The organism is Methylobacterium crusticola (assembly GCF_003574465.1).
Lineage (GTDB): Bacteria > Pseudomonadota > Alphaproteobacteria > Rhizobiales > Beijerinckiaceae > Methylobacterium > Methylobacterium crusticola.
In genome coordinates this window covers 16,058-42,683 of sequence record NZ_QOWC01000017.1, presented here as the reverse complement: position 1 = coordinate 42,683, position 26,626 = coordinate 16,058, and the positions used below count along the sequence as shown (strand labels likewise).

Genomic DNA, 26,626 nt, shown 5'->3' with positions numbered 1-26,626 from the left:
GACGTTTTCTCCCGCGATCCGGCCACGTCCGGCCGAGCGTCGCCGGGCCCGTCGTCATCGTGGCCATCAGCCTCGCCCCCGCGATCCCGGCGGAGGCGGCCCCGTCGTTCCCCGGCGTCGGGGTGCCGCCGACCCGGCCCGCCCTCGGCTCCCCCGTGCGCGTCGGCGACGCCGTGCGCGTCGGCGACGCGTTCCTGTTCCCGGGCGGCGGGGTCAGGCCGGCCCGGCCGCCGTCGCGCCGGGCTGCGGGTCCGGCCGGCGCCGGGCCGCCCGCCGCTCCTCGAGCCGCTGCAGCACGACGTAGAACGAGGGCACGAACAGCACCGCGAGGCAGGTCGAGGCCAGCATCCCGCTGAACACCGCGATGCCGATCGACTTGCGGGCCGCGGCGCCGGCGCCGGAGGCGAGCACGAGCGGCAGCACGCCCAGGATGAAGGCGAACGACGTCATCAGGATCGGGCGGAACCGCAGCCGGGCCGCCTCGATCGCCGCCTCCGCGACCGGCATCCCGTCCGCCCGCTTCTCGCGCGCGTACTCCACGATCAGGATCGCGTTCTTGCTCGCGAGGGCGATCAGCAGGATGAGGCCGATCTGGGTGTAGAGGTTGTTCGCGACGCCGAGGCTGCTGAGCGCCGCCACCGTGCCGAGCAGCGCCAGGGGCACGCCGAGCAGCACCGAGACCGGCAGGATCCAGCTCTCGTACTGCCCGGCCAGCACGAGGTAGACGAGCACGATGGCGAGGCCGAACACCACGTAGATCTGGGACCCGACCGCCTTCTCCTGGTAGGACATCGCCGTCCAGTCGAAGCTGGTGCCGGGGGGCAGGACCTTCCGGGCGACCTGCTCCATCAGGTCGAGGGCCTCGCCCGAGCTGAACCCCGCGGCCGCCCCGCCCACGATGGTCGCCGTCGGGTAGAGGTTGTAGAGGCTGATCAGGGAGGGCCCCTGCACGGTGGCGACCTCCACGAGGGTGCCGAGCGGCACCATGGTGCCGTTGCCGGCCTTGACCTTCAGGTCCTGGATGTCCTGCGCGCTCACGCGGAAATCCGGCTCCGCCTGGACGTAGACCTGGAACGTGCGCCCGAACTTGTTGAACTGCGTCACGTAGGCCGAGCCGACGTAGCCCGACAGGGTCGAGAACACCTGGCCGACGGTCACGCCGAGCGCCTCCGCCTTCACCCGGTCGACCGTCACGGCGAGCTGGGGCACGCCCGCCCGGAACGAGGTGTTGAGCCTCTGCAGCGCCGATTGCGCGCCCCCGTTCGCCACCATCGTGCGCGCCAGGCTCTCGAGCAGCGGGTAGTCGAAGTTGCCGTTGCGCAACTCCACCTGCATGGTGAAGCCGCTCGCGTTGCCGATGCCCTGGATCGGGGGCGGCACCAGCACGAAGGTGACGGCCTCCTCGACCGCCGCGAGGCTGCGGTTCAGGCTCTCGTAGAGGCTGCGCAGGTCCTGGCCCTTCTCCTTGCCCCGGGCGTCCCAGTCCTTGAGGACCACGTAGGCGACACCGGCATTCGGCAGCGTCGCGTTGTTGTCGAGGGCCGAGATGCCGCTGATCGTCAGGACCTGGTCGACCCCGGGCGTGTCCTTGGCCAGCCGGCTGATCCGCTGCATGACCGCGTCGGTCCGCTGCGTGGAGGCCCCGTCCGGCAGCTGCGCGCCGATCAGGACGTAGCCCTGGTCCTCCGTCGGCAGGAAGGCGGTGGGCAGGCGCGCGAGGCCGTAGCCCGCGATGGCGATCAGCACCAGGGCCAGCGCCACCATGACGCCGCTGTGGCGCACCATGCGGGCGACGAGCCCGGCGTAGCGCCGCTCGGCGGCGTCGTAGAGCCGGTTGAAGCCGCGGTAGAAGGCGTTGCGCTTCTCCGGCGGCACCGGCCTGCGCAGCCAGAGGGCGCACTGCGTCGGCTTCAGCGTCGCCGCGTTGACGGCGCTGATCAGCGCGGTCGCGGCGATCACCAGGGCGAACTGCTTGTAGAGCTGGCCCGTGAGGCCCGGCAGGAAGGCCGCCGGGACGAACACCGACATCAGCACCAGGGTGATGCCGATGATCGGGCCGAACAGCTCGCCCATCGCCCTCTCGGCCGCCGCCCGGGGCGGCAGGCCCCGCTCGATGTGGTGGGCCACGCCCTCGACGATCACGATGGCGTCGTCCACCACGATGCCGATGGCCAGCACGATCGCGAACAGGGTCGAGAGGTTCACCGTGAAGCCGAGCGCCGCCATGGCGGCGAAGGCCCCGATGATCGTCACCGGCACGGTGGTGGCCGGGACCAGCATGGCGCGCCAGTCCTGGAGGAACACCAGGATCACGATCAGCACGAGGAGCGCGGCCTCTAACAGCGTGACGTAGACCTCGTGGATCGAGGCCTCGACGAACCCGGTCGTGTCGAACGGGATCGTGTAGACGAGCCCGGGCGGGAAGCTCCCGGCGAGCTCGGTCATCTTCGCCCGCACCTCGCCCGCCACCGTGATGGCGTTGGCCTCCGGGAGCTGGAAGATGCCGAGGCCCGCCGCCGGCTGGCCGTTCAGCGTGAAGGACTGGCTGTAGGTCTGGGCCCCGAGCTCGACCCGGCCGACGTCCCGCAGCCGGGTGATGCGGCCGCCGTCCTGGGCCTCGGCCTTGATGACGATGTTCTCGAAGTCGGGGGCGTCGTTGAGCCGCCCGTTGACGTTGAGCGTGTACTGGAAGTCCTGGCCCTTGGGCACCGGCGGCATGCCGACCGCGCCCGCCGTCACCTCCTGGCTCTGCTGCTGCACGATGCTGACGACGTTCTCCGGCGTGAGCCCCCGGGCCTGGAGCAGGTTGGGGTCGAGCCAGATCCGCATGGCGTACTGCCCGGCGCCGAACACGTTCACGTTGCCCACCCCGGGCAGCCGCGCCAGCTCGTTCTGGACGTTGATCACGCCGTAATTCGACAGGAACAGGCTGTCGTAGCGCCCGTCTGGCGACGACAGCGTCACGAATTGCAGGATCGCGGTCGACTTCTTCTGGGTGGTGACGCCCTGCACCTGCACCGCCTGGGGCAGCGACGACATGGCGCTGGCGACCCGGTTCTGCACCAGGACCTGCGCCTGGTCGCCGTCGGTGCCGATCGCGAAGGTGACGGTGAGCGTGTAGGTGCCGTCGCTGGCGCTCGTCGACTGCATGTAGAGCATCTTCTCGACGCCGTTGACCTGCTGCTCGATCGGCAGGGCCACGGTGTCGACCACGGTCCGGGCGCTGGCGCCGGGGTAGCGCGTGGTCACCTGCACGGTGGGCGGCACCACGTTCGGGTACTGGGCGACCGGCAGGCCGAGGAGGGCGACCGCCCCGATCAGCACCATGACGAGGGCCAGGACGTTGGCGAGCACCGGCCGCTCGATGAAGAAGCGCGAGATCATGGCGGGCCTGACGGTTCGGGATCCGGGCGGGGCTGCGCCGGTGCGTCCCGCCGCCCGGGCGGGAGCCGGCGGGGGGTTCAGCGCTGGAGGGGCGGCTCGGCGGGCGGGTCGGCCGCCGCGCTGGCCTCGGTCGTCACCCTCTGGGGCGCGACCTTCGCCCCCGGGATCGCCCGCTGGAGGCCGTCGGTGACCACCCAGTCGCCCGGATCGAGGCCCGCCTCGATCACGCGCAGGCGGCCCTCGCGCTGGCCGACCTTCACGACGCGCTGGGCCACCACGTCGTCCTGGCCCACGACCAGGACGTAGCTGCCCCGCTGGTCGGTGCCGATGGCGTCGTCGCGCACGAGGAGGCCCTTGTCCTGGCGCCCCACCGGGACGCGCACGCGCACGAACAATCCCGGCAGCAGCGCGTGATCGGCGTTGGCGAAGAGGCCGCGCACGAGCAGGGTCCCGGTCGAGGGATCGACCTGGGGCGCCACGTAGTCGAGCCGGCCCCGGTGCGGGTAGCCGGTCTCGGTCTGCACCCCGACCTCGACCGGGATGTCGGCGAGGTCGCCGAGCCCGCGCCTCTGCCGGGCCAGGCCCTGCTTGACCTGGAGCACCTGCTGCTCGCTGACGTTGAAGTAGACGTAGAGCGGATCGATGCGCACGATCTGGGCCAGCTTCGTCGGCCCGCCGACGCCCACGAGCGCCCCGACGTCGACGAGGTGGTTGGTCACCACCCCGTCGAAGGGGGCGGCGACCTGCGTGTAGCCGAGATTGATGGTGGCGAGGTCGAGGTTGGCCTTCGCCTCCATCACGGCGGCGCTCGCCTGGTCGAACCGGGTCTTGGCGTCCTCGACGTGGGCCTGCGAGGCGAATTCCTGCCGCCCGAGGGTCGCCTGGCGCTGGTACTCGGACTGCGCGTTGGCCTCGGCCGCCTGGTGGGAGGCGAGGTTGCCCTGCGCCTGCTTGAGCTGCGCCTCGTAGGTGTTGCGCTGGATCGAGAACAGCGGCGCGCCCGCCTTCACGACGGCGCCGTCCGCGTACGTGATGGCCTCGAGGAAGCCCTGCACCCGCGCCTCGAGATCGACGGCCGCGAAGGCCTGGGTGTTGCCGGTCAGCGCGAAGTAGTGCGTGACCGGCCGCTGGACCGGCTGGGTCACCTTCACGGCGGCGGGCGGGGGCGGCACGTACTGGTTGCGCTCGTTGCACCCTGCCACGAGGGCCAGGGCCAGCGTCCCGGCCAGCAGGGGCATCGGCCGTGAGGGGAACCGCGCGTCGGAATGCATGGCGGGGCCTGCCGGAAGCGAGTGGCCAACGAGGGAGTCGGGAGACCAGATCCGATCAGCTGCGACGGGACGACGTTATGGCAGAGTTAGAACCGATCCCTCTCGAAAGAACCGACAATTGGACGGGTCCGTCGTGCCGGTCGAGCCGGCGTCCCCGGCGCGGGGGCGTGGCAGCGGGATCCCGGCCGGTCCGTCCGCTATCCATGTGGCAGGGCCCGGGGCGGGCGGGTGACCGCTGCGCCGGACATCGCCATAGAGCAGCATCCGATCACGCGGCCATCGGCCGCTGCTCCAGGTCTTTGATTCTGCCGCATGTTCTGCGCCGAACCGGTGTCCACTTCGCCGGAAAATGCTCTAGTTCTCGTCCTTCGCCTCGCGGGCGAGGGTGAGGCACTCGAGGAGGTCGACGTAGCTCGGCGTCCCGTCGAGCTGCGCCTCCGCGGTGCAGCGCTGCCGGTCCCCCGCCGGAAACCGCGCCCACTGCTTGGCGACCTCGGCGCGCGCGCTCGCCTCGTCCTCGTAGCAGCGCTGCTCCCGGTCGGGCGCCAGGTCCATGAGCGTGCTCGCCGCGTGGCAGCCCGGCTTGATGTCGAACACCGGCACCCGATCCGCGGCCGTGATCCACAGCGCGGCGCCCACCAGGAGACCATGCACAGGCAGCATCCGACAGTCCTTTGCTCGAGAGTGATCACGCGTCTGCTGCGGTGTTCTGCACTAAGACCGAGCATCGGCCGGCCCGGACGATGAAGAGGCAGTCCGGCCGATGATGAAGCAATCACGTGCAGTAAGCAATAAGCTCAACCGTGACGTGAGCCGACGCGGGGCCGCCCTCCCGGCCTCATCTCGGCGCGGCGGGCGCGGCCCCCGGGGCCCGGCCGCCCGGCCGACGCGCCCGCGCGGGTCAGGCCCGGAGGCGCGCCTCCGGCGCGCGGGTGCCCGCGACGCAGGCTCGGCCCGGGGCCCCGCGTGAGGCCGGACGTCAGCACCTGCGCGCCGCGATAGACCGTGTCGGCGCCGTCCTGGGTCGGCTTCAGGCGGATCTGCGGCAAGGCCCGCTCCCACAAGGCTCGCTCCCACAAGGCGTGGCCACGGAGGCGGCACCTTAACGGGGGCTCAAACGCGGGCAAGGGCGGTTCCGGGACAAGGCGAGCGCTTCGTCGCCGCGGCCGCCGGCATTTGGCGCGAATCCGCCCGCACCCCGCCGTCCCGGTCCCGCCCGGCCGCGCGCCCGATCCCACCGCGTCGCCTCAAGACGAAACCGCGCCTCCGGCCGAAAAAATCCCCGCGACGGGGGTTGCGGGGTCTGCCTGCTCTTATACGGTTACGGTTAGTATTGGATGGTTGAAAGCTGAAAGGAATGGCTATCGGTGCTTCTGCGTTGCGGGCGCACCGGGCTGATCTTCAGCCTGCCTTCTTCGAAGACTGCGATTGTATCAGTTTTCTAATGATGCTTGCGACGTGGCCGCGTATTTTGTCGTTCTGCTCGGGATTGCTGTTGTTCACGCACTCAAACATCGATTTGAGCGAGGCGGGCATCTGACGTGTCCTTCAGGATGAGAGGCCTAACGTACGTGGTTTGCTGGCCGGCAATCGAGCTATTACGACTCGGCAGAGTTGGTCTGGCTTTCGACACAAGCTCATTCCGGGTGAACACCATACACACCATTACCTCATAAGCTGCAAATTAATTTAATGTTAGGATTGATGACACACCAGAGAGAAGGCTAAGAGTCCAATGCTTACTACGTAGGTAGTGTCGCGGCGGGCTCGACGGGGGGAAACCAGGAGGGCAGTGTGGCACAGCGCTTTCATTTCGATCTGATCAACGGGCACGACACCATCCGCGACACGGAAGGCGTGGAGGCCGACGATTTCGACGAAGCGCTGAGGCAGGCATGGACCGTCATCGAGGAGATGCGGGCCCAGGGCGAGCTGTCCGATCTTGCGGGGACTTGGCAGCTCATGGTCCGGAGCGCGGACGGCACGATCCTGGCGACCGTTCCCCTGATGTAGGGTGCCGGCCGCGGCCGGCGCCCTACACCTCGATCTCCGTGCCGATCTCCACGACCTGCTGGGCCGGCACGCAGAAGTAGCTCGCGGTCTCCTCGGCGTTGCGCTGCATCAGGGCGAAGATCTCCTCGCGCCAGGCCGGCATGCCGGGCTTGCGCGTCGAGGCCACCACGGTCTCGCGCCCGATGCAGTAGGTGAGGCGGTCGAGGTCGATGCCCGCGAGCCGTCCCTCCGCCACCGCCTCGGCCAGGGCGGCCGGGACGTGCGGGCTCTCCATGAACCCGAACCGCAGGATCACGCGATCCACGTTCTCGCAGACCGGGATCACCTGGATCCGCTCGTCGGGCGAGGCCTCGGGGATGTCCTTGGTCTTGACCGTCACGAGCAGCACCCGCTCCTGCAGCACCTGGACGTGGCGCACGAAGCTCATCATGGGGATCGGCACGCCCTCGTCGGCGTGCGACAGGAAGGCGGCCGACCCGGCGATGCGCGGCACGTGCCGCTCCTCGATCCGCTGCAGGAAGGCGTGCTCGGGCTCCCGGCGCTGGCTGCGGCCCGCCTCCACCAGCATCGCGCCGCGGCGCCAGGTGAACATCAGGAAGGCGACGCCGGCCGCGAGCACCAGCGGGAACCAGCCGCCCTCGAGGAACTTCGTGGAGTTGGCGCTGAAGAAGATCAGGTCGACGATCAGGAACGCGCCGTTGGCGGCGATCACCAGCACCGGGTTGAAGCCCCATTGCAGGGCGATCAGGGCCGCCAGCAGCGTGGTGATCACCATGAGCAGGGACACCGCGATGCCGTAGGCGCCCGCCAGCGCGTCGGAGGAGCCGAAGGCCAGGACCGCGCCGAGCGTCGCGATGGCGAGCAGCCAGTTCACGATCGGCACGTAGATCTGGCCGATCTCGTGGCTGGCCGTGTGGGTGATGCGCATGCGCGGGAAGAAGCCGAGCTGGATCGCCTGCTGGGTCAGCGAGAAGGCGCCCGAGATGATCGCCTGGGAGGCGATCACCGTGGCGAGGGTGGCGAAGGCCACCAGGGGGTAGTGGCTCCAGTCGGGCGCGAGCTGGAAGAACGGGTTCTCGGCGTCGCCCGGGCTCGCCAGGAGCAGGCCGCCCTGGCCGAGGTAGTTCAGGGCGAGCGCCGGCAGGACCACCGAGAACCACGCCGCCCGGATCGGGCCGCGGCCGAAATGGCCCATGTCGGCGTACATCGCCTCGCCCCCGGTCACCGCCAGGAAGGCCGCGCCGAGCATGCCGAAGCTCACGTGGGTGCCGGCGGACAGGAGGTGGTGCACCGCGTGCCAGGGGTTGAGCGCCGCCAGGATGCCGGGGTCGCGCAGGATGCCCGCGACGCCGAGCAGCGCGATGGCGGCGAACCACGCGAGCATGACCGGGCCGAAGATGCGCCCGATGAAGCCGGTGCCCCGGCGCTGGACCGAGAACAGGCCGATCAGGATCACGATCGTGATCGGCACCACGAAGGGCGCGAGGCCCGGCGCGTCGACCTTGAGGCCCTCGACGGCGCTGAGCACCGAGATCGCCGGCGTGATCGCGCCGTCGCCGTAGAGGAGCGCCGCCCCGACGAGGCCGACGACGAGCAGCAGCGCGCGCCAGGAGCGGGCCGGCGCGTGCCGGACGTGCAGGAGGGCCAGCATCGCCACGATGCCGCCCTCGCCGCGGTTGTCGGCCCGCAGGATCAGGGTCGCGTACTTGAGCGCCACGACGAGCACGAGGGACCACAGGATCAGCGACACCGAGCCGAGCACGGCCTCCCGGCCCGGCGCGTGCCCGCCGGAGGCGGCCTTGATGGTCTCCTTGAGGGCGTAGAGGGGGCTCGTGCCGATGTCGCCGTAGACGATGCCGAGGGCGCCGAGCGAGGCCGCGACGGAGACGGGCCTGGCGTGCGACGGCCGCTCCGCGGACTCGATTGCCCTCTCCACGCACCCCTCCCGGATCGCCTGCCCAGCCCGGCATAGATACGGGGAAAAACCGGTCTCAGCCAGAGATCCGGCGGGCCTTGCCCACCCGAAAACGTCCCGGGCGCGGGCGCGGCCGCAACGGGCTTGACAACGGCCCCACGAGCGACGAGCCTGTTTTTCAGGCGCGGGGCAAAGCTGCCCAGTTTCGCGTCAACCCGACGACATCCCACTTCGGCAATGCAGCCCGCAGCGCTCCGCGCTGGCGGGTTTCTTGCGTGATGGAGGACCATGGACCAGCGACGCCACCGCATCGGAATCCTGCTCTCCTCGACCGGGCCCTACGGCCTCGTCGCGCGCTCGATGCTGAACGGCGCCCTCCTGGCGGTGGAGGAGGTGAATGCGGGGCCGGGCGGCGTCGCGCTCGACGCGACGGTGGTCGACCCCGAGGGCGCGATCGCCGGCTACGTCGCGGGCGCGGAGGCGCTGCTCGGGAGCGGCATCCGCCACGTTGTGGGCTGCTACACGTCGTCGAGCCGCAAGGAGATCATCCCGATCTTCGAGAAGCGGGACGCCCTGCTGTGGTACCCCTCGCACTACGAGGGCTTCGAGACCTCCGCCAACGTCGTCTACACGGGCGCCTCGCCCAACCAGCACATCGTGCCGCTGGTGCAGCACCTGCTCGCCTGCCGGGGCACGACGGCGTACTGCGTCGGCGCCAACTACATCTGGGCCTGGGAGAACAACCGCATCCTGCGCGAGGCCCTCGCCCTCGCGGGCGGGCGCGTCGCCGCGGAGCGCTACTTCCCGGTCGGCGAGACCGAGTTCGACCAGGTGATCGCCGCGATCCTGGCGGCGCGCCCGGACTTCGTCTTCAGCACCCTCATCGGCGTCTCGGCCTACCAGTTCTTCCGCGACTTCCGGCGCGCCTGCCTGGCCCGCGGGATCGACCAGCCGGCGCGGATGCCGATCGCCAGCTGCAGCCTGTCCGAGCCCGAGCTCGAGGCCATCGGCCCCGACGCGGTCGACGGCCATCTCAGCTCCAGCGTCTACTTCTCGTCGCTGGCCGGCGCGCGCAACCGCGCCTTCACGGCGGCCTACGGGGCGCGCTTCCCCGCCGGGCCGACGCTGTCGGCGGACGCCGAGGCCTCCTACATCGCCGTCCACCTCCTGGCGGCCGCCCTGGCGAGGGCCGGGACGGAGGATGTCGGCGCGGTCCGCAGCAGCGCCTGCGCGGTGGCGTTCGACGCCCCCCAGGGGCCCGTGCGCCTCGACGAGGCGACGCTGCACGCCTGCCTGACCCCGCGCATCGGCGTCTCGACCCGCGCCGCGCGCTTCGACATCGTGGCGCAGGCGTCCGAGCCCGTCGCGCCCGACCCCTACCTCGTGCGCAGCGCGCCGCGGGTGGTCCCGGCGAGCCGGCGCACGGCCCTGCGGGTGGTGCCATGACCGGCCCCCGACTCGTCCAGAACTTCAGCGGCACGCAGGCGCTCCTCGTCGTCGCGCCCACGGCCGCCACCGACGTGCTCGCCGCGACGCTGATGAAGCTCGGCCTCACGGTCGCGACGGTGCTGCCGGCCGGGGAGCCGCCCTGGCTCGACCTCGCGATCCTCGAGCCCGAGCGCCACCTCGTGATCGTCGACGGCGACCTGCCGATGCCGGGCGTCGGCGCGAGCGCGGTCGGCGACCTGCCGCCGGTCCCGGTCCTCGGCCTCGTCGGCGTCGAGGCGCCGAGCCGCCTCAAGGGCCTGCTGCAGCTCGGCGCCACCGGGCTCCTGCGCAAGCCGATCCACGGCGCCTCGGTCTACGCCGCCCTGTTCCTCGCCGTGAACGAGCACAACCGGCGGCGCCTCCTCGAGGAGCGCCTCGCCCGCCACGAGGAGCGCCGCCGCGGCCGGCGCTTCGTCGTCAAGGCGATCCTGCGGGTGATGCACGAGCACGGGCTCGACGACGACGCCGCCTTCGAGCTGCTGCGCCGGGACAGCATGCGCGCCCGCCGTCCCCTCGAGGAGCATTGCGAGGCCCTGGTGCGGGCCCGCCCGGACCACCGCGCGGCCCCGGAGCGGCGCCGCGCCCAGACCTGAGCCCTGAACTCCACACCGACCGTGGCGACACGGTCAGCCGAGAGGACGCGAGATGCCGACACCGTTCCAGCATGGATCCCGCCTGGCCGCCCTCGCGGGTGCGCTGATCCTGGCGAGCCCCGCCGCCCGCGCGGCCGACCCGATCAAGCTCGGCGTCCTCGAGGACCAGTCGGGCGACTTCGCGGTCGCGACGATCGGCAAGGTGCACGGCATCCAGCTCGCCGCCGACGAGATCAACGCCGGCGGCGGCATCGCCGGGCGCAAGCTCGAGCTCGTGATCTACGACACGCAGTCCGACAACACCCGCTACCAGGAGTTCATGCGCCGGGTGCTCCAGCGCGACAAGGTCAACGTGGTGTTCGCGGGCTTCTCCAGCGCCTCGCGCGAGGCCTACCGGCCCATCGTCGACCAGCTCGACGGCTTCGCCTTCTACAACAACCAGTACGAGGGCGGCGTCTGCGACGGCCACATGGTGGTGACGGGCGCGGTGCCCGAGCAGCAATTCTCGACCCTGATCCCGTGGATGATGGAGAAGTTCGGCAAGAAGGTCTACACCATCGCGGCGGACTACAATTTCGGCCAGATCTCGGCCGAGTGGGTGCGCAACATCGTCAAGGAGAACGGCGGCGAGATGGTCGGGGAGGAGTTCATCCCCCTCGGCGTGTCGCAGTTCTCGCAGACGATCCAGAACATCCAGAAGGCCAAGCCCGACATCCTGATGACGCTGCTCGTCGGCACCGCCCAGGCCTCGTACTACGAGCAGGCGGCGGCCGCGAACCTCAAGATCCCGATGGGCTCGTCCGTCAACGTCGGCCAGGGCTACGAGCACAAGCGCTTCCAGCCCCCGAGCCTCGCCAACATGTACGTGACCACGAACTACATCGAGGAGGTCGACACCCCGTCGAGCAAGGCCTTCCTCGCCAAGTGGAAGGCCAAGTTCCCGAACGAGCCCTACGTCAACCAGGAGGCCGAGAATTCCTACCACGCCGTCTACCTCTACAAGCAGATGGTCGAGCGGGCGAGCGGCTCGACCAAGCGGGCCGACCTGCGCAAGGTCATCGCGGCCGGCGACGTCTGCGTCGACGCGCCCGAGGGCAAGGTCTGCATCGACCCGAAGAGCCAGCACGCCTCCCACACGATCTACCTCGCCAAGGTGGACGAGAAGCACGCGATCTCCTTCCCCAAGACCTGGGACGACATCAAGCCCTACTGGCTGGGCCAGGCCGGCTGCGACCTGACGAAGAAGGATCCGATGGCCCAGTACACGCCGAGCAACCCGCCGCCGAAGCCCTGACGGCCCGCGGCCGGCCGGGGCCACGACGCGCCCCGGCGACGGCGTCCCGGTCCCCGCCCACGAGACGGTCCCCCGCATGGCGTTCCTCAACCTGGCCTTCGCGTTCCTCTACCAGCTCGGGGACGCCTTCTCGTTCCTGGTGCTCGCCGCCTGCGGCCTCGCGGTGGTGTTCGGCATGATGGGCGTCATCAACCTCGCCCACGGCGAGCTCATCATGTGCGGGGCCTACGTCACCGTGGCGACGACCCGGGCCGGGCTGCCGCTGCCGCTCGGCATCCTGTCCGGCGCCCTCGTGGCCGGGGCGGTCGGGATGCTCCTCGAGCGGCTGGTGATCCGCCACCTCTACGGCCGGCCCCTCGACACCATCGTGGCGACCTGGGGCATCAGCCTCGTGGCGACGCAGGGCACGCTGATCCTGCTCGGCTCCAGCATGCCGGGCGTCGGCACGCCCCTCGGGAGTTTCGCGGTCGGCAGCTACTCCTACTCCGCCTACCGGGTCGTCCTGATGCTCGCCGCGATCCTGGTCCTCGTCGGGCTCTACGCCGTGTTCAACGCCACGCGCTTCGGCACGCTGGCGCGCGCCACCATCCAGGTGCCCCACATGGCCGAGGCCCTCGGGGTCGACACCCGGGCGATCTACGCCCTGACCTTCGGCATCGGGGCGGCGCTCGCGGGCCTCACGGGCGGCCTCTACGCGCCGACCATGACCATCGTGCCCACCATGGGGACGACCTTCATCATGGAGGCCTTCGTCACCGTGGTGGTGGGGGGCGCCGACATCTTCCTCGGCACGGCGCCGGCCGCCCTGGTGCTCGGCGCCGTGCGGGCGCTCCTGACCTCCTGGCAGGGCCAGCTCTTCGGGCAGATCGGGCTCCTCGTCACGGTGATCCTGGTGATCCGGGTCCTGCCGAGCGGGATCTCCGGCCTGATCCTGCGCGAGCGGGCCTGAGGGGGCGACGATGCTGCGCATCCTCCGGCGCCTCGAGGGCCCCCAGACGATCGGCCGCGGCCCGGCCTTCTGGGCCGCCTTCGGCCTCGTCCTGGCGGCGGCCGCCGCCTACCCGTGGCTCGTCGACGGCTACACCGTCGGCAACACCGCCTACTTCTTCTGCTGGGTGTTCATGGCACTCGGCCTCTGCCTGATCTGGGGCTACGGCGGCGCCCTCAGCTTCGGCCAGACCGCCTTCTTCGGCCTCTCGGGCTACGCCTACGGGGTGCTCACCCTCAACGTCGGGGCGGCCTACGGCTTCACCCTGGTGGCGGTCGCCCTGGCGGTGGCGCTCTCGGCCCTGATGGCGCTGCTGCTCGGCTACTTCCTGTTCTTCGGGCGCATCGGCGGCGTGTTCCTGGGCATCATCACCCTGTCGGTGACGCTGGTGATGGAGCGCTTCATGGCGCAGACCGCCGGGCCCGAGTGGCGCATCGGCGCGGCCCGCCTCAACGGCTACAACGGGATGAGCGGCATGCCGCCCCTGACGCTGCCCTGGCCCGGCGGCGACCTCGTGCTGTTTCCCGACGTCGCCCTCTACTACGCGCTCCTCGGGCTCCTGGCCGTCACCTACCTGGCCCTGCGCATCCTGGTGAACGCCCGCTTCGGCAACGTGCTGGTGGCGATCCGCGAGAACCCCGAGCGGGCCGAGATGCTGGGCTACGACGTGCGCCGCTACCAGCTCGGCGCCTTCGTGATCGGCAGCGCGCTCGCGGGGCTGAGCGGCACGCTCTACACCGCCTGGGGCCAGTACATCACGCCCTCCAGCATGGGGCTCACCGCCGCCGCCCTGCCGGTGATCTGGGTCGCGGTCGGGGGCCGCGGCGACCTCACGGCGACGCTCGTCGGCACCCTCGCGGTCCTGGGCGGCTTCCAGGCGCTCACGATCTACGGCAGCCAGTACGCGCTCGTGGTGATGGGCCTGCTCCTCGTCGTGGCCGTGCTGACGGCGCCCGAGGGCTTCGTGGTGGCCCTCCTGCGGGCCCTCGGCCGCGCCTGGCCGGGCCGCCGCCGGGGCGCGCCGGCCCCATGACCCCGCCGCTCCCCGACGCCGCGCCCGCCGCGGCCGCCCCCGCGCCCGCCGCGCTCCTGGAGACGAGGGCGCTCAACAAGCGCTTCGGCGGCCTGCACGTCACGAACGGCGTCGACTTCCGCCTGGAGGAGGGCGAGGTCCACTGCCTGATCGGGCCGAACGGCGCCGGCAAGAGCACCTTCTTCCGCCTGCTCCTCGGCGAGTACGCGCCGGAGAGCGGCCGCATCCTCTACCGGGGCGAGGACGTCACCGCCCTCAAGCCCTTCGAGCGGGTGCGGCGGGGCCTCAGCGTCAAGTTCCAGGTCCCGGGGATCTTCCCGGGCCTCAGCGTCGCCCACAACCTCGAGATCGCGCTCCAGCACCACCTCGAGGGCGCCTCGCTGACGGCGGAGATCCGGCGCCTCCTCGCCTTCCTCAACCTCTCGGACGCGGCGCCCGAGCGGGCCGGCGCCCTGAGCCACGGCCAGAAGCAGTGGCTCGAGATCGGCATGGCGATCAGCCTCAAGCCCCGCCTGCTGCTCCTCGACGAGCCGACCGCCGGGATGTCGCCCGACGAGACCCACGCGACCGGCGAGATGGTGCAGGCGCTCAACCGGGACGGCGTCGCCCTCCTGGCGATCGAGCACGACATGGCCTTCGTCCGCCAGATCGCGCAGCGGGTCACGGTGCTGCATGTCGGCCGCATCTTCGCGCAGGGGACCACGGACGAAATCGTCGCCGACGAGCGCGTCGCCGCGATCTACCTCGGCGAGGCCGAGACCGGGCCGGCCGACCGCGCCCGGCCCCGCGACGCGCCCGCCCGGAGCGCCGCCGATGCCTGAGATCCTGCTCGCGACCACCTCCCTGCGCGCCGGCTACGGCGGCAAGCCCGTGCTCCAGGGCGTCGACCTCGCGGTGAAGGCCGGCGAGATCGTCGCGGTGATCGGGCGCAACGGCGTCGGCAAGTCGACCCTGATGCGGACCCTGGTCGGCCTGCTGCCGGCGGCCGCGGGCGGGATCGCGTTCCGGGGCGAGGGGGTGGAGCGCCTCGCGGCGCACCGGCGCGCCCGGCTCGGCATGGGCTACGTGCCGCAGGGCCGCGACGTGTTCCCCCGCATGAGCGTCGCCGACAACCTCAAGGTCGGCGCCTCGCTCCTGCCCCGCGGCGCCAGGCCCGACTACGAGCGCGCCTTCGGGCCGTTCCCGATCCTGCGCGAGCGGCGGGGCCAGCGCGCCGGCACCCTGTCGGGCGGGCAGCAGCAGCAGCTCGCCATCGGCCGCGTCCTCGTCGGCGGCCCCGCCCTCGTCCTGCTCGACGAGCCCTCCGAGGGCATCCAGCCCTCCGTGGTGCAGGAGATCGGCCGCACGCTGGTCGAGCTCAACCGGCGCACCGGGGTCACGATCGTGTTCGTGGAGCAGAACCTCGACCTGATCCGGGCCATGGCCCAGCGCAGCTACGTCATGGACAAGGGCCGGATCGTCGCGGAGCTGTCGGCCGAGGCCCTCGGCGACCGCGACCTGGTGCGCCGCCACCTCGCCGTGTGAGCGCGAGACAAGGGAGGGAGACCCCAATGCACTGGCTCGATCAGTCCATCATGGCCCGCAAGGGCGTGGCCGGCGGCAGGCCGGGCGCCGAGCACACCATCACGGAGGCCGAGCAGGGCCGCTACCACTACGTCTACGGCCCCTTCGCCGAGCCCGTGCTCCGGGTCGATCCCGGCGCCGTCGTCACGGTGGAGACCCACGACGCCTTCGAGGGCAGGATCCGCCACGAGAGCGACAGCCCGACGAAGATCCTCAACTTCCCCTACCTGAACCCGCAGAACGGGCCGATCTACGTCAACGGGGCGGAGAAGGGCGACTGCCTGGCGGTCGCGATCCGGTCGATCCGCCCGCGCGGCCCCCAGCCCGTCGGCACGACCCTGATCATGCCGGATTTCGGCGGGCTCGTCGCCACGGGCGACACGGCGCTCCTCAACCCGGCCCTGCCCGAGCGGGTGCGCAAGCTCGAGGTCACGCCGGAGCACGGCGTGCGCTGGAGCGACCGGATCACGCTGCCCTACCAGCCCTTCATCGGCACCATCGGCACCTCCCCGGAGATCGAGGCGATCTCCGCGCTTCAGCCCGACTATTACGGCGGCAACATGGACCTGCCGGACGTGGGCGTCGGCGCGGTCGTCTACCTGCCGGTGAACATCGCGGGCGCGCTCCTCTACCTCGGCGATTGCCACGCCGCGCAAGGGGACGGCGAGCTGTGCGGCGTCGCGGTCGAGCATCCGACCCACACGACGGTGCAGATCGACCTCATCAAGGGCTGGACCATCCGCTGGCCGCGCCTCGAGACCGAGACCTTCTTCATGACCATCGGCTCCTCGCGGCCGATGGAGGACGCCGCCCGCATCGCCTACCGCGAGCTGGTGCGCTGGCTCGCGGCGGATTTCGGCTTCGAGGAGATCGACGCCTACATGCTCCTGACCCAGTGCGGGCGCGTGCGCCTCGGCAACATGGTCGATCCGAAATACACCCTCGGCGCGTCGATCGCGAAGTCGATCGCCCTCGCCTGAAGGCCCGGCCGTCCGGGCCGGCGTCGCCGCCGGCGCTGCGGCATCGCCCGACCCCCGCGCGCCCGGCCCCGGCCGGGGCGCGGGACACCCCCCAAGGAGGACAGCATGGATCTCGGCCTGAAGGGCTGCCGCGCCCTCGTGACCGGCGGCACCAAGGGGATCGGCGGCGCCATCGCCGACCTCCTGGCGGCGGAGGGCGCCGCGGTCGCGCTCTGCGCCCGCAACGCCGACGAGGTCGCCGCCAAGGTCGCGTCCCTGCGCGGCGCCGGCGTCCCGGCGACCGGGCGGGCGGTCGACGTCGCCGACACGCCGGCCCTGCGCGCCTGGATCGCGGCGGCGGCGGACGAGCTCGGCGGCCTCGACATCCTGGTGCCGAACGTGAGCGCCCTCGCGGTCGGCGCGGACGAGGCGGCCTGGCGCAGCGGCTTCTCGGTCGACATCATGGGCACGGTCGCGGCGGTGGACGCCGCGATGCCGTTCCTGGAGCGCTCCCGGGCCGGCGCGATCGTGATCATCGCCAGCGTGTCGGGGCGCGAGATCGACTTCGCGGCCGGCCCCTACGGCGCCTACAAGGCGGCGCTGATCCACTACGCCCAGGGCCTGGCCTACCGGCTCGCGGCCCGCGGCATCCGCGCCAACACCGTGTCGCCCGGCAACACCTACTTCAAGGACGGCGTCTGGCACCGGATCGAGGCGGGGGACCCGGCGCTGTTCGCCGAGGCCCTGCGCCTCAACCCGACCGGCCGCATGGGCCGCCCCGAGGAGATGGCCCGGGCCGCGGTCTTCCTGGCGAGCCCGGCCGCGAGCTTCATCACGGGCACGAACCTCGTGGTCGACGGCGCGCTCACCCGCGGGGTCCAGTTCTAGAGCCATTTCCGGCGAACGGGACACCGGTTCGCCGCAGACAATGCGGCAGAGTCAAAAACCTGGAGCAGCGGCCGATCGCAGCGTGATCGGATGCTGCTCTCGCGCGGATCCCGGCGGCGCGCAGACCGGGTCGACCCGCGCCGGCGCGCGCGCCCTCAGGCCAGGGGGCCCGGGAACGCCGCCTCGGCCTCCCGGCTCAGGCGGGCCTCGTGCCGGCGCACGAACAGCCACAGGGCGACGCCGCCGAACACCACCAGGGCCAGGAGGCCGATCCCGACCGGCCCGGCGACGTGCTCGATGGAGCGGCCGCACGAGTAGGCGCCGAAGCCCATCAGCGAGGCCCAGGCGATGCCGCCTGCGGCGTTGAACAGGAAGAAGCGGCGGGCGTCGAACTGGTTCACGCCGGCGAGCAGGGCCGCGTAGGCCCGCAGCATGGCGGTAAAGCGGCCGAAGAACACGATCTTGCCGCCGTGCTGGCGGAACAGGTACTGGCCGAGCTTCAGGCGGGCGTGGTCGAGGGCGACGGCGCGGCCGTAGCGGAGCAGCAGCGGCATGCCCCAGCGCCGGCCGACCCAGTAGCCCAGGTTGTCGCCGAGGATCGCCGCCGCGGCGGCGGCCGCGACCACGAGCCCGATGCGGATCTGTCCCGTCGAGCCCGCGTAGACGGCGGCCGAGATCAGCGCGGTCTCGCCCGGCAGCGGCACGCCCGCGCTCTCCAGGGTGATGACCAGGAAGATCGCCCAGTAGCCGTACTGGGTGATCAGGTCGGCGATCGGCAGGTCGTGCAGGAAGGACATCGGGCGCTCGTCGCGGGGATCGGGACGGCCGCGCGAGGTCGGGCGGGGCCGTCCCGGACGCGGCCCATACTGCCCCCGATCATGGCCCTTCCGGGGCGCGCACGCTCGGCTCGCGTTCAGCAATCATGAGGCAACATCGCGGTCGTACTCGCGACGCATTGGCGTGGCGAGTTGACGGGACGGCGCGCCGGCGGGACTCGGGGGGCGGTCGGCGGGGCGATCCGGCCGGGCGGTTCGGCGTGTCGCATGGGAACGTGCCGGGGCGGGCACGATATGGCGGGTGGACGGCGGGGGCGTGACCCGATCGGGTTTCAGGTAGCGCGATGAACGAATTGTCTCCCATCCGGACCGACGACGCCGTCGAGACGCCGCCGCGCCGCCGCCGCGGGCGCGCCTGGCTGTTCTGGCTGTTCGCGCTGCTGGTGGTCGGGGGGGCCGGCGCCTGGGCCTACCGCGGCAGCCTGCCGGACCTCGTCCGCCTCACCGCCAGGGAGGCGCCGAAGCCCGAGGCCGGGCGCCGCGGCTCCCGGCGCGGCGGCGGCGGGGGCGGGGAGGGGCCGCAGGCCGTCGGCGTCGCCACGGTCACCCGCGGGGACATGCCGGTCGTGCTCTCGGGCCTCGGCACCGTCACGCCCCTCGCCACCGTGACGGTGCGCTCGCAGGTCAGCGGCTACCTCACCCAGATCGGCTTTCGCGAGGGCCAGACCGTCCGCCAGGGCGACTTCCTGGCGCAGATCGACGTGCGCCCCTACGAGGCGCTGCTCGCCCAGTTCCAGGGCCAGCTCCTGCGCGACCAGGCGCTGCTGCAGAACGCCCGTCTCGATCTCGTGCGCTATCAGACCCTGAACCGGCAGGACTCGATCTCGAAGCAGAACGTCGACACCCAGGCCGCGACCGTGAAGCAGTACGAGGGCGTGGTCGCCTCCGACCAGGCCCAGATCGACCAGCAGAAGCTCAACATCCAGTACGGGCGCATCACCTCGCCGGTCGAGGGCCGGGTCGGCCTGCGCCAGATCGACCAGGGCAACTACGTCACGGCGGCCTCGACCAGCATCGTCGTGGTGACGCAGCTCCACCCCATCTCCGTGGTGTTCACCCTGCCCGAGGACGTGCTCGCCCGGGTGATGGACCGCCTGCGGGCCGGCGCCACCCTGCCGGTGCGGGTCTTCGACCGCAGCGACACCACCGAGATCGCCGGCGGCTCCCTCGACACGGTCGACAACCAGATCGACGTCACCACCGGCACCGTGAAGCTGAGGGCCCTGTTCCAGAACCAGGACGACAAGCTCTTCCCCAACCAGTTCGTCAACGCGCGCCTGGACGTCGACACCGTGCGCGGGGCCGCCATCGTCCCGGCGGCGGCGGTGCTGCGCGGCACGCCCGGCACCTACGTCTACCTGCTCTCCGAGGACGACAAGGTCACGGTGCGCCCGATCACGATCGGGGAGACCGACGGCACCCGCACCGTGGTGGCCAAGGGCCTCGCGGTCGGCGACCGGGTGGTGGTCGACGGCACCGACCGCCTGCGCGACGGCGCCCCGGTGCGGGTCACCGGCGGCCGGCCGGAGGCCAAGGCGGCGCCCGGCCAGGAAGTGGCGCCCGGCCAGGAGGCGGCGCCAGGTCAGCCAGCGGCGCCCGGCCGCGAGGCGGATGCGGGACCGGGCGAGGGGGCTCCCGCCGCCGGTCCGGCGCCGGCCGGGGCCGGACCCCGCCCGCGGCGCGACGGCGAGCGCCCGGGCCAGGACGGCGAGCGGCCCCACCGCCGCCGGCAGAACCAGAACCCGTGAGGCGCGCGATGCCGGACGCCGCCTCCCGGCTGGACGCCGCGTCCGTGCTGGACGCCGCGTCCGTGCGGGCCGCCCCCGGCCGGCGGGGGAGCGCCGGCCCATGAACCCCTCCCGCCTGTTCATCCTGCGGCCGGTCGCCACCACGCTCCTGATGCTGGCGATCCTGCTCACGGGCCTCCTGTCCTACTTCAACCTGCCCCTCTCGGCCCTGCCCTCCGTCGACTACCCGACGATCCAGGTGCAGACCTTCTACCCGGGGGCGAGCCCCGAGGTGATGACCTCGGCCGTGACCGCGCCCCTGGAGCGGCAGTTCGGGCAGCTCGCCAACCTCAACCAGATGTCGTCGCAGTCCTCGGCCGGGTCCTCCGTCATCACGCTGCAGTTCAACCTGGACCTCGGCATCGACATCGCCACCCAGGAGGTCCAGGCGGCCATCAACGCCGCCGGCAACCTCCTGCCGAGCGACCTGCCGGCGCCTCCGGTCTACGCCAAGGTCAACCCCGCCGACGCGCCGATCCTGACCCTCGCGCTCACCTCGCGGACCCTGGCCCTGACCCAGGTGCGCGACCTCGCCGAGACGCGGCTCGCCCAGAAGATCTCCCAGGTCTCCGGCGTCGGCCTCGTGTCGATGGCGGGCGGCCAGCGGCCGGCGGTGCGGGTGCGCTTCAACGCGACGGCGCTCGCCGCCTACGGCCTCAACATCGACGACCTGCGCACCACCATCAGCAACCTCAACGTCAACACCCCGAAGGGCACCATCGACGGGCCGACCCAGTCCTTCACCATCAACGCCAACGACCAGATCCGGGACCCCGCCGCCTACCGGGACGCCGTCGTGGCCTACCGCAACGGCGCGCCGGTGCGGCTCTCGGCGGTGGCCGAGGTGGTGGAGGGGGCCGAGAACACCAAGCTCGGCGCCTGGATGGACACCACGCCGGCGGTGATCATCAACATCCAGCGCCAGCCCGGCGCCAACGTCATCGCGGTCGTGGACCGCATCAAGGCGCTGCTGCCCCAGCTCCAGGCGACGCTGCCGGCGGCGATCCAGGTGACGCCGCTCACCGACCGCACGGTGACGATCCGCGCCTCGGTCCACGACGTCCAGGTCGAGCTGCTCCTCGCCATCGCCCTCGTGGTCCTGGTGATCTTCCTCTTCCTGCGCTCGCTGCCCGCGACCCTGATCCCGAGCCTGTCGGTGCCCCTCTCCCTCGTCGGCGCCCTCGCGGTGATGGACCTGTGGGGCTTCTCCCTCGACAATTTGTCCCTGATGGCGCTCACCATCGCGACCGGCTTCGTGGTCGACGACGCCATCGTGGTGATCGAGAACATCGCCCGCCACGTCGAGGCCGGCGACAGCCCCCTCGAGGCCGCCCTCAAGGGCTCCCGGGAGATCGGCTTCACCATCATCTCGCTCACGGTCTCGCTGCTCGCGGTGCTGATCCCGCTCCTGTTCATGGGCGAGGTGGTGGGGCGGCTGTTCCACGAATTCGCCATCACGCTCGCGGCCACCATCGTGATCTCCGGCATCGTCTCGCTGACGCTCGTGCCGATGCTCTGCGCCCGGCTCCTGCGCCACGAGCCGGCCCAGGCCCGGGCGGCGGGCCGCCTCGCCTCGGCCGGGCGCCGGACGATGGATGCCGGCATCGCGCTCTACGGCCGGACCCTGCGGGGCGTGCTCGCCCGCCAGGGCCTGACGCTCCTCGTGGCGGTGGGGACGCTCGGGCTCACGGTCTACCTCTACGTCGTGATCCCGAAGGGCTTCTTCCCGGTCCAGGATACCGGCCTGATCCAGGGCATCACCCAGGCGGACCAGACCGTGTCCTACGCGGCGATGGCCGAGCGCCAGCAGCGCCTCGCCGAGGAGATCCTGAAGGACCCCGACGTCGTCAGCCTGTCGTCGTTCATCGGCGTCGACGGCCAGAACGTCACGCTGAATTCCGGCCGCTTCCTCATCAACCTGCGCCCGCGCGAGGAGCGCCGCGAGGCCGCGGGCGCGATCATCCGGCGCATCGCCGCCCGGACCGCGGACCTGCCGGGCATCGTCCTCTACATGCAGCCGGTCCAGGACCTCAGCATCGACACCGCGGTGAGCGCCACCCAGTACCAGTTCGTGCTGGAGAACCCGGACCTCGCCGCCTTCGACGCCTGGGTGCCGCGCCTCGTCGACCGGCTGCGCCGGATCCCCGACCTCGCCGACGTGGCGAGCGACCGGCAGGCGAGCGGGCTCGCCGCCTACGTCACCATCGACCGGGCGACGGCGGGCCGCTACGGCATCACCCCGGCCTCGGTGGACAACGCGCTCTACGACGCCTTCGGCCAGCGCATCATCTCGACCATCTTCACGCAGTCGAACCAGTACCGGGTGATCCTGGAGGCCGACCCCGAGCTCCACCGCACCCTCGCGTCCCTCGCGCGCATCTACCTGCCGTCCTCCACGGCCCAGAACGGGCAGGTGCCGCTCTCGGCCATCGCCCAGGTGAGCGAGCGCCGCGCGCCCCTGCTCATCAGCCATCTCGGCCAGTTCCCGGCCACCACCGTGTCGTTCAACCTCGCGCCCGGGGCCTCCCTCGGGCCGGCCGTGGAGGCGATCAAGGCCGCGCAGGCCGAGATCGGCCTGCCGGACAGCTTCCAGCTCGTGTTCCAGGGCTCGGCGCTGGCCTTCCAGGCCTCCCTCGACAACACGCTGTTCCTGGTGCTCGCCGCCATCGTGACGGTCTACATCGTGCTCGGCGTGCTCTACGAGAGCTTCGTCCACCCGATCACCATCCTGTCGACCCTGCCCTCGGCCGGGATCGGGGCTCTGGCCGGGCTGATGCTGTTCGGGCACGACCTCGACATCATCGGCATCATCGGCATCGTGCTGCTGATCGGCATCGTGAAGAAGAACGCCATCATGATGATCGACTTCGCGCTCCAGGCCGAGCGCGAGGACGGCATGAGCCCCCGGGACGCGATCTACGAGGCCTGCATCCTGCGCTTCCGTCCGATCATGATGACGACCTTCGCGGCGTTGTTCGCGGCGGTGCCGCTGATCCTCGGCACCGGCACCGGCTCGGAGCTGCGCCAGCCGCTCGGCCTCTCCATCGCCGGCGGGCTGATCGTGAGCCAGATCCTCACCCTCTACACCACGCCGGTGATCTACCTCGCCTTCGACCGCCTCGGCCGGCGCCTCGGCGGGCGGCGGCGGTCCGGGCTCGCCCCCGGGGAGGCGGTGCCGTGAGGGCGTCTGGCCGCGCGCGGCCCGGCGGCGCGCGTCCTGGCGTCGCGAGACCCGGCGGCGCGGGGCCCGGCGGCCGGGAGCGCTCCCGGGCGCCCGGCAGCCCGGCGCGGGGCGGGGTCCGGTGAACCTCTCCGCCCCCTTCATCCTGCGCCCGGTCGCGACCACGCTCCTCACCCTGGGCGTGCTGCTCGCCGGCCTGTTCGCGTTCCTGAAGCTGCCGGTGGCGCCGCTGCCCCAGGTCGACTTCCCGACCATCCTGGTCCAGGCGCAGATGCCGGGCGCCAGCCCCGACACGATGGCCACCACGGTGGCGGCGCCCCTCGAGCGACGCCTCGGCCAGATCGCCGACGTCGACCAGATGACCTCGACGAGCTCGGTCGGACAGGTCCGGATCGTGCTGCAGTTCGGCCTCGACCGCGACATCAACGGGGCCGCCCGCGACGTCCAGGCGGCCATCAACGCCGCCCGGGCCGATCTGCCGGCGGCGCTGCGCCAGAACCCGACCTACCGCAAGTTCAACCCGGCCGACGCGCCGATCCTGATCCTCGGGCTCACCTCGGCGACCCTCAGCCCCGGCGCGCTCTACGATTCCGCCGCGACGGTGCTGGCCCAGAAGCTCTCGCAGCTCGAGGGCATCGGCAACGTCGAGATCGGCGGCTCGTCCCTGCCGGCGGTGCGGGTCGAGCTCGACCCCGGCGCCCTGTTCCACTACGGCATCGGCCTCGAGGGCATCCGGGCGGCCCTCGCCAGCGCCAACGCCAACTCGCCCAAGGGCGCCATCGAGGCCGGGGACCGGCGCTACCAGCTCTACGCCAACGACCAGGGCCGCGTGGCGGCCGATTACCGCGACATCGTGGTGGCCTACCGCAACGGCGCGGGCGTGCGCCTGCGCGACGTCGGCCGGGTGGTCGACGGGGTCGAGGACCGGCGCAACCTCGGCCTCGTCAACGGCCAGCGCGGGGTGCTGCTGATCGTCTACAAGCAGCCCGGCGGCAACGTCGTCGAGACCATCGACCGCCTCAAGGCCTCCCTGCCCCAGCTCAAGGCGGCGCTGCCGGGGGACGTCGACCTCGTGGTCACGGGCGACCGCTCGATCACCATCCGGGCCTCCCTCAAGGAGGCCGAGCGCACGCTGCTGATCTCGGTCGGCCTCGTGATCCTGGTGGTGTTCTGCTTCCTGCGCTCCGCCCGCGCCACCCTGATCCCGGCGGTGGCGGTGCCGATCTCCCTCGTCGGCACCTTCGCGGCGATGTACCTGTGCGACTACAGCCTCGACAACATCTCGCTGATGGCGCTGATCATCGCGGCGGGCTTCGTCGTCGACGACGCCATCGTGGTCCTGGAGAACATCCAGCGCTACATCGAGCAGGGCCGCTCGCGGGTCGAGGCGGCGCTGCTCGGCGCCCGCGAGGTCGGCTTCACGGTCCTGTCGATGAGCCTCTCGCTCATCGCGGTGTTCCTGCCGATCCTGCTGATGGGCGGCCTGATCGGGCGGTTCTTCCAGGAATTCGCCGTCGTGCTGTCCCTGGCGATCCTGATCTCCCTCGTCCTCTCCCTCACCACCACCCCGATGATGTGCGCGCGCCTGCTGCGGCCGGACCCGCACGGGCACCGGCCGGGCCCGCTGTCGCGGGGGCTCGAGGCGGCCTTCGAGGGCCTGCTCGCCGGCTACCGGCGCACCCTCGGCTGGGCCCTGCGGCACGGCCCCGTCGTGATGCTGGTGCTGCTCGGGGCGGTCGTCCTCAACGTCTACCTCTACGTGATCGTGCCGAAGGGGTTCTTTCCCCAGCAGGATACCGGCCAGATGATCGGCGGCATCCAGGCCGACCAGCGCATCTCGTTCCAGTCCATGAGCGCCAAGCTCCGGAGCGCGGCCGCGATCGTGCAGGCCGACCCGGCGGTCGAGAGCGTGGTCGGCTTCACGGGCGGGCGCGGCACCAACTCGGCCAACGTGTTCGTGGGCCTCAAGCCCCTCGGCACCCGCGAGCCCATCGGCGAGGTGATGGCGCGCCTGCGCCCCAAGCTCGCCGCCATCGCGGGCGCCCGGCTCTACCTGTTCCCGCGCCAGGACTTCGCCGTCGGCGGGCGCCAGAGCTTCTCCCAGTACCAGTACACGCTCCAGGGCGACACCAGCGACGACCTCTACGCCTGGGCCCCGAAGCTCCTCGAGGTGATGCAGAAGGACCCAACCTTCACCGACGTCACCTCCGACCAGCAGCAGGGCGGCCTGGAGAGCCGCCTGGTGATCGACCGCGCGACCGCCTTCCGGTACGGCCTGACGCCCGACCAGATCGACAACACCCTGTACGACGCGTTCGGGCAGCGCCAGGTCTCGACCATCTACAACCCGCTCAACCAGTACCACGTCGTGATGGAGATCGCCCCGCGCTACCTCGAGAACCCCGAGACCCTCAAGCTGATCTACGTCTCGACCTCCGGCGCCCGCGCCCGCGGCTCGGCCACCTCCAACGCCGTCGCCGGCACGGTGTCGGCCACCTCCAACGCCGCCGGCACTGTGTCGGGCGCCGCGGATGCCGGCACCGCGGCCGCCGCGGTCGCGGCCGATTCCGCCCGCAACGCCGCCACCAACGCCATCGCGGCGAGCGGGCGCTCGAGCGCCTCCTCGAGCGCCGCCGTCAGCAGCGCCAAGGAGACCATGGTGCCGCTCTCGGCCTTCGCCCGCTTCGAGACCGGCACGGCGCCCGTGCAGGTGAGCCACCAGGGCCTGTTCGTCGCCACCACGCTCTCGTTCAACCTGGCGCCCGGCCGCAGCCTGAGCGACGCCACCGCGGCGATCGAGGCGCACATGCGCGACCTGCGCATGCCGGCGACGATCCACGGCGAGTTCGCCGGCGCCGCCAAGTCCTTCCAGGCCTCGTCCTCGCGCCAGCCGCTCCTGATCCTGGCGGCGCTGCTCGCCGTCTACGGGGTGCTCGGCGTGCTCTACGAGAGCTACATCCACCCGATCACCATCCTGTCGACCCTGCCCTCGGCCGGGATCGGCGCGGTGCTCGGCCTCATGGTGGCGGGCGAGGAGTTCGGGGTCATCGCCCTCATCGCGGTCATCCTGCTGATCGGCATCGTCAAGAAGAACGCCATCATGATGATCGACTTCGCGCTCGACGCCGAGCGCACGCGGGCCCTGAGCCCGCGGGAGGCGATCCACGAGGCCTGCCTCTTGCGCTTCCGGCCGATCATGATGACAACGCTCGCGGCGCTGCTCGGGGCGCTGCCGCTGATTCTCGACGGCGGCGAGGGGTCCGAGCTGCGCCGTCCGCTCGGCATCGCCATCGTGGGCGGCCTCACCGTGAGCCAGGTCCTGACCCTCTACACGACCCCGGTCGTCTACCTCTACCTCGACCGCCTCCGGCTCTGGGTCGGCCGCCGCCGCCGGGGCCCCGCGCCGCGCCCGGTCCCGGCCGCCGAATGACGC

18 protein-coding genes are annotated in these 26,626 nt (G+C 71.7%); 13 read left to right on the top strand and 5 right to left on the bottom strand.

The features are described from left to right. Window positions 1–213: 213 nt before the first annotated feature. From DT057_RS11885 to DT057_RS11875, 3 genes are all read right to left on the bottom strand, one after another. Window positions 214–3,384, bottom strand: coding sequence for an efflux RND transporter permease subunit (locus tag DT057_RS11885; protein ID WP_128562314.1), 3,171 nt, complete (start codon window positions 3,382–3,384; stop codon window positions 214–216). A gap of 77 nt (window positions 3,385–3,461) precedes the next feature. Continuing rightward, on the bottom strand, window positions 3,462–4,655 hold the full coding sequence (locus tag DT057_RS11880; protein ID WP_407068081.1) for an efflux RND transporter periplasmic adaptor subunit: 1,194 nt from the start codon (window positions 4,653–4,655) through the stop codon (window positions 3,462–3,464). A gap of 354 nt (window positions 4,656–5,009) precedes the next feature. Further along, a complete protein-coding gene (locus DT057_RS11875; protein WP_128562313.1) occupies window positions 5,010–5,318 on the bottom strand; it encodes a hypothetical protein in 309 nt (102 codons plus the stop codon). A 1,131-nt stretch (window positions 5,319–6,449) separates the two neighbouring features. On the opposite strand from DT057_RS11875, the gene DT057_RS11865 reads away from it, so the two are divergent. Then, on the top strand, window positions 6,450–6,668 hold the full coding sequence (locus tag DT057_RS11865; protein WP_128562311.1) for a DUF6894 family protein: 219 nt from the start codon (window positions 6,450–6,452) through the stop codon (window positions 6,666–6,668). A 22-nt stretch (window positions 6,669–6,690) separates the two neighbouring features. On the opposite strand, the gene DT057_RS11860 is transcribed toward DT057_RS11865, so the two are convergent. Next, complete coding sequence (locus DT057_RS11860; protein ID WP_238313214.1) at window positions 6,691–8,592, bottom strand: potassium transporter Kup; 1,902 nt, start codon at window positions 8,590–8,592, stop codon at window positions 6,691–6,693. A 279-nt stretch (window positions 8,593–8,871) separates the two neighbouring features. Between DT057_RS11860 and DT057_RS11855 the strand changes: the two genes are divergently transcribed. The 9 genes from DT057_RS11855 to DT057_RS11815 all read left to right on the top strand — a co-directional run bounded on the left by DT057_RS11855 (window position 8,872) and on the right by DT057_RS11815 (window position 17,389). After that, complete coding sequence (locus tag DT057_RS11855; protein WP_128562309.1) at window positions 8,872–10,029, top strand: transporter substrate-binding domain-containing protein; 1,158 nt, start codon at window positions 8,872–8,874, stop codon at window positions 10,027–10,029. Further along, window positions 10,026–10,664 carry an ANTAR domain-containing response regulator gene (locus DT057_RS11850; protein WP_128562308.1) on the top strand — a complete coding sequence of 213 codons (639 nt, stop codon included), beginning with the start codon at window positions 10,026–10,028 and terminating at the stop codon, window positions 10,662–10,664. The genes DT057_RS11855 and DT057_RS11850 overlap by 4 nt, the downstream gene beginning before the upstream one ends. A 52-nt stretch (window positions 10,665–10,716) precedes the next feature. After that, complete coding sequence (locus tag DT057_RS11845) at window positions 10,717–11,958, top strand: urea ABC transporter substrate-binding protein (RefSeq protein WP_128562307.1); 1,242 nt, start codon at window positions 10,717–10,719, stop codon at window positions 11,956–11,958. 76 nt (window positions 11,959–12,034) lie between these two features. Then, window positions 12,035–12,907: an ABC transporter permease subunit gene (locus DT057_RS11840; RefSeq protein WP_128562306.1), complete on the top strand. Its 873-nt coding sequence runs from the start codon at window positions 12,035–12,037 to the stop codon at window positions 12,905–12,907. 10 nt (window positions 12,908–12,917) lie between these two features. After that, window positions 12,918–13,979, top strand: coding sequence for a branched-chain amino acid ABC transporter permease (locus DT057_RS11835; protein WP_128562305.1), 1,062 nt, complete (start codon window positions 12,918–12,920; stop codon window positions 13,977–13,979). Further along, window positions 13,976–14,800, top strand: a complete 825-nt coding sequence (locus DT057_RS11830) for an ABC transporter ATP-binding protein (RefSeq protein ID WP_128562304.1) — start codon at window positions 13,976–13,978, stop codon at window positions 14,798–14,800. Before DT057_RS11835 ends, DT057_RS11830 begins: the two co-directional genes overlap by 4 nt. Then, on the top strand, window positions 14,793–15,503 hold the full coding sequence (locus DT057_RS11825; protein WP_128562303.1) for an ABC transporter ATP-binding protein: 711 nt from the start codon (window positions 14,793–14,795) through the stop codon (window positions 15,501–15,503). Before DT057_RS11830 ends, DT057_RS11825 begins: the two co-directional genes overlap by 8 nt. 26 nt (window positions 15,504–15,529) lie before the next feature. Next, window positions 15,530–16,522, top strand: coding sequence for an acetamidase/formamidase family protein (locus tag DT057_RS11820; RefSeq protein WP_128562302.1), 993 nt, complete (start codon window positions 15,530–15,532; stop codon window positions 16,520–16,522). Between the two features lie 105 nt (window positions 16,523–16,627). Further along, window positions 16,628–17,389, top strand: coding sequence for an SDR family NAD(P)-dependent oxidoreductase (locus tag DT057_RS11815; protein ID WP_128562301.1), 762 nt, complete (start codon window positions 16,628–16,630; stop codon window positions 17,387–17,389). A gap of 155 nt (window positions 17,390–17,544) precedes the next feature. On the opposite strand, the gene DT057_RS11810 is transcribed toward DT057_RS11815, so the two are convergent. Further along, entirely contained in the window at window positions 17,545–18,186 is a 642-nt protein-coding gene (locus tag DT057_RS11810; RefSeq protein WP_128562300.1) for a DedA family protein, read from the bottom strand. A gap of 323 nt (window positions 18,187–18,509) precedes the next feature. Between DT057_RS11810 and DT057_RS11805 the strand changes: the two genes are divergently transcribed. The 3 genes from DT057_RS11805 (at window position 18,510) to DT057_RS11795 (ending at window position 26,623) form a co-directional block, all read left to right on the top strand. Continuing rightward, window positions 18,510–19,973 carry an MdtA/MuxA family multidrug efflux RND transporter periplasmic adaptor subunit gene (locus tag DT057_RS11805; protein ID WP_128562299.1) on the top strand — a complete coding sequence of 488 codons (1,464 nt, stop codon included), beginning with the start codon at window positions 18,510–18,512 and terminating at the stop codon, window positions 19,971–19,973. A gap of 100 nt (window positions 19,974–20,073) precedes the next feature. Beyond that, a complete protein-coding gene (locus tag DT057_RS11800) occupies window positions 20,074–23,193 on the top strand; it encodes an MdtB/MuxB family multidrug efflux RND transporter permease subunit (protein WP_128562298.1) in 3,120 nt (1,039 codons plus the stop codon). A 121-nt stretch (window positions 23,194–23,314) separates the two neighbouring features. Beyond that, window positions 23,315–26,623: an efflux RND transporter permease subunit gene (locus DT057_RS11795; RefSeq protein WP_128562297.1), complete on the top strand. Its 3,309-nt coding sequence runs from the start codon at window positions 23,315–23,317 to the stop codon at window positions 26,621–26,623. The last annotated feature ends 3 nt before the right edge of the window (window positions 26,624–26,626 follow it).

What these genes read in the sequence shown, in the direction of transcription:
- DT057_RS11885 (WP_128562314.1), bottom strand. Translation starts at nt 3,384, where the DNA reads ATGATCTCGCGCTTCTTCATCGAGCGGCCGGTGCTCGCCAACGTCCTG.
- DT057_RS11880 (WP_407068081.1), bottom strand. Translation starts at nt 4,655, where the DNA reads ATGCATTCCGACGCGCGGTTCCCCTCACGGCCGATGCCCCTGCTGGCC.
- DT057_RS11875 (WP_128562313.1), bottom strand. Translation starts at nt 5,318, where the DNA reads ATGCTGCCTGTGCATGGTCTCCTGGTGGGCGCCGCGCTGTGGATCACG.
- DT057_RS11855 (WP_128562309.1), top strand. Translation starts at nt 8,872, where the DNA reads ATGGACCAGCGACGCCACCGCATCGGAATCCTGCTCTCCTCGACCGGG.
- DT057_RS11850 (WP_128562308.1), top strand. Translation starts at nt 10,026, where the DNA reads ATGACCGGCCCCCGACTCGTCCAGAACTTCAGCGGCACGCAGGCGCTC.
- DT057_RS11845 (WP_128562307.1), top strand. Translation starts at nt 10,717, where the DNA reads ATGCCGACACCGTTCCAGCATGGATCCCGCCTGGCCGCCCTCGCGGGT.
- DT057_RS11840 (WP_128562306.1), top strand. Translation starts at nt 12,035, where the DNA reads ATGGCGTTCCTCAACCTGGCCTTCGCGTTCCTCTACCAGCTCGGGGAC.
- DT057_RS11835 (WP_128562305.1), top strand. Translation starts at nt 12,918, where the DNA reads ATGCTGCGCATCCTCCGGCGCCTCGAGGGCCCCCAGACGATCGGCCGC.
- DT057_RS11830 (WP_128562304.1), top strand. Translation starts at nt 13,976, where the DNA reads ATGACCCCGCCGCTCCCCGACGCCGCGCCCGCCGCGGCCGCCCCCGCG.
- DT057_RS11825 (WP_128562303.1), top strand. Translation starts at nt 14,793, where the DNA reads ATGCCTGAGATCCTGCTCGCGACCACCTCCCTGCGCGCCGGCTACGGC.
- DT057_RS11820 (WP_128562302.1), top strand. Translation starts at nt 15,530, where the DNA reads ATGCACTGGCTCGATCAGTCCATCATGGCCCGCAAGGGCGTGGCCGGC.
- DT057_RS11815 (WP_128562301.1), top strand. Translation starts at nt 16,628, where the DNA reads ATGGATCTCGGCCTGAAGGGCTGCCGCGCCCTCGTGACCGGCGGCACC.
- DT057_RS11810 (WP_128562300.1), bottom strand. Translation starts at nt 18,186, where the DNA reads ATGTCCTTCCTGCACGACCTGCCGATCGCCGACCTGATCACCCAGTAC.
- DT057_RS11805 (WP_128562299.1), top strand. Translation starts at nt 18,510, where the DNA reads ATGAACGAATTGTCTCCCATCCGGACCGACGACGCCGTCGAGACGCCG.
- DT057_RS11800 (WP_128562298.1), top strand. Translation starts at nt 20,074, where the DNA reads ATGAACCCCTCCCGCCTGTTCATCCTGCGGCCGGTCGCCACCACGCTC.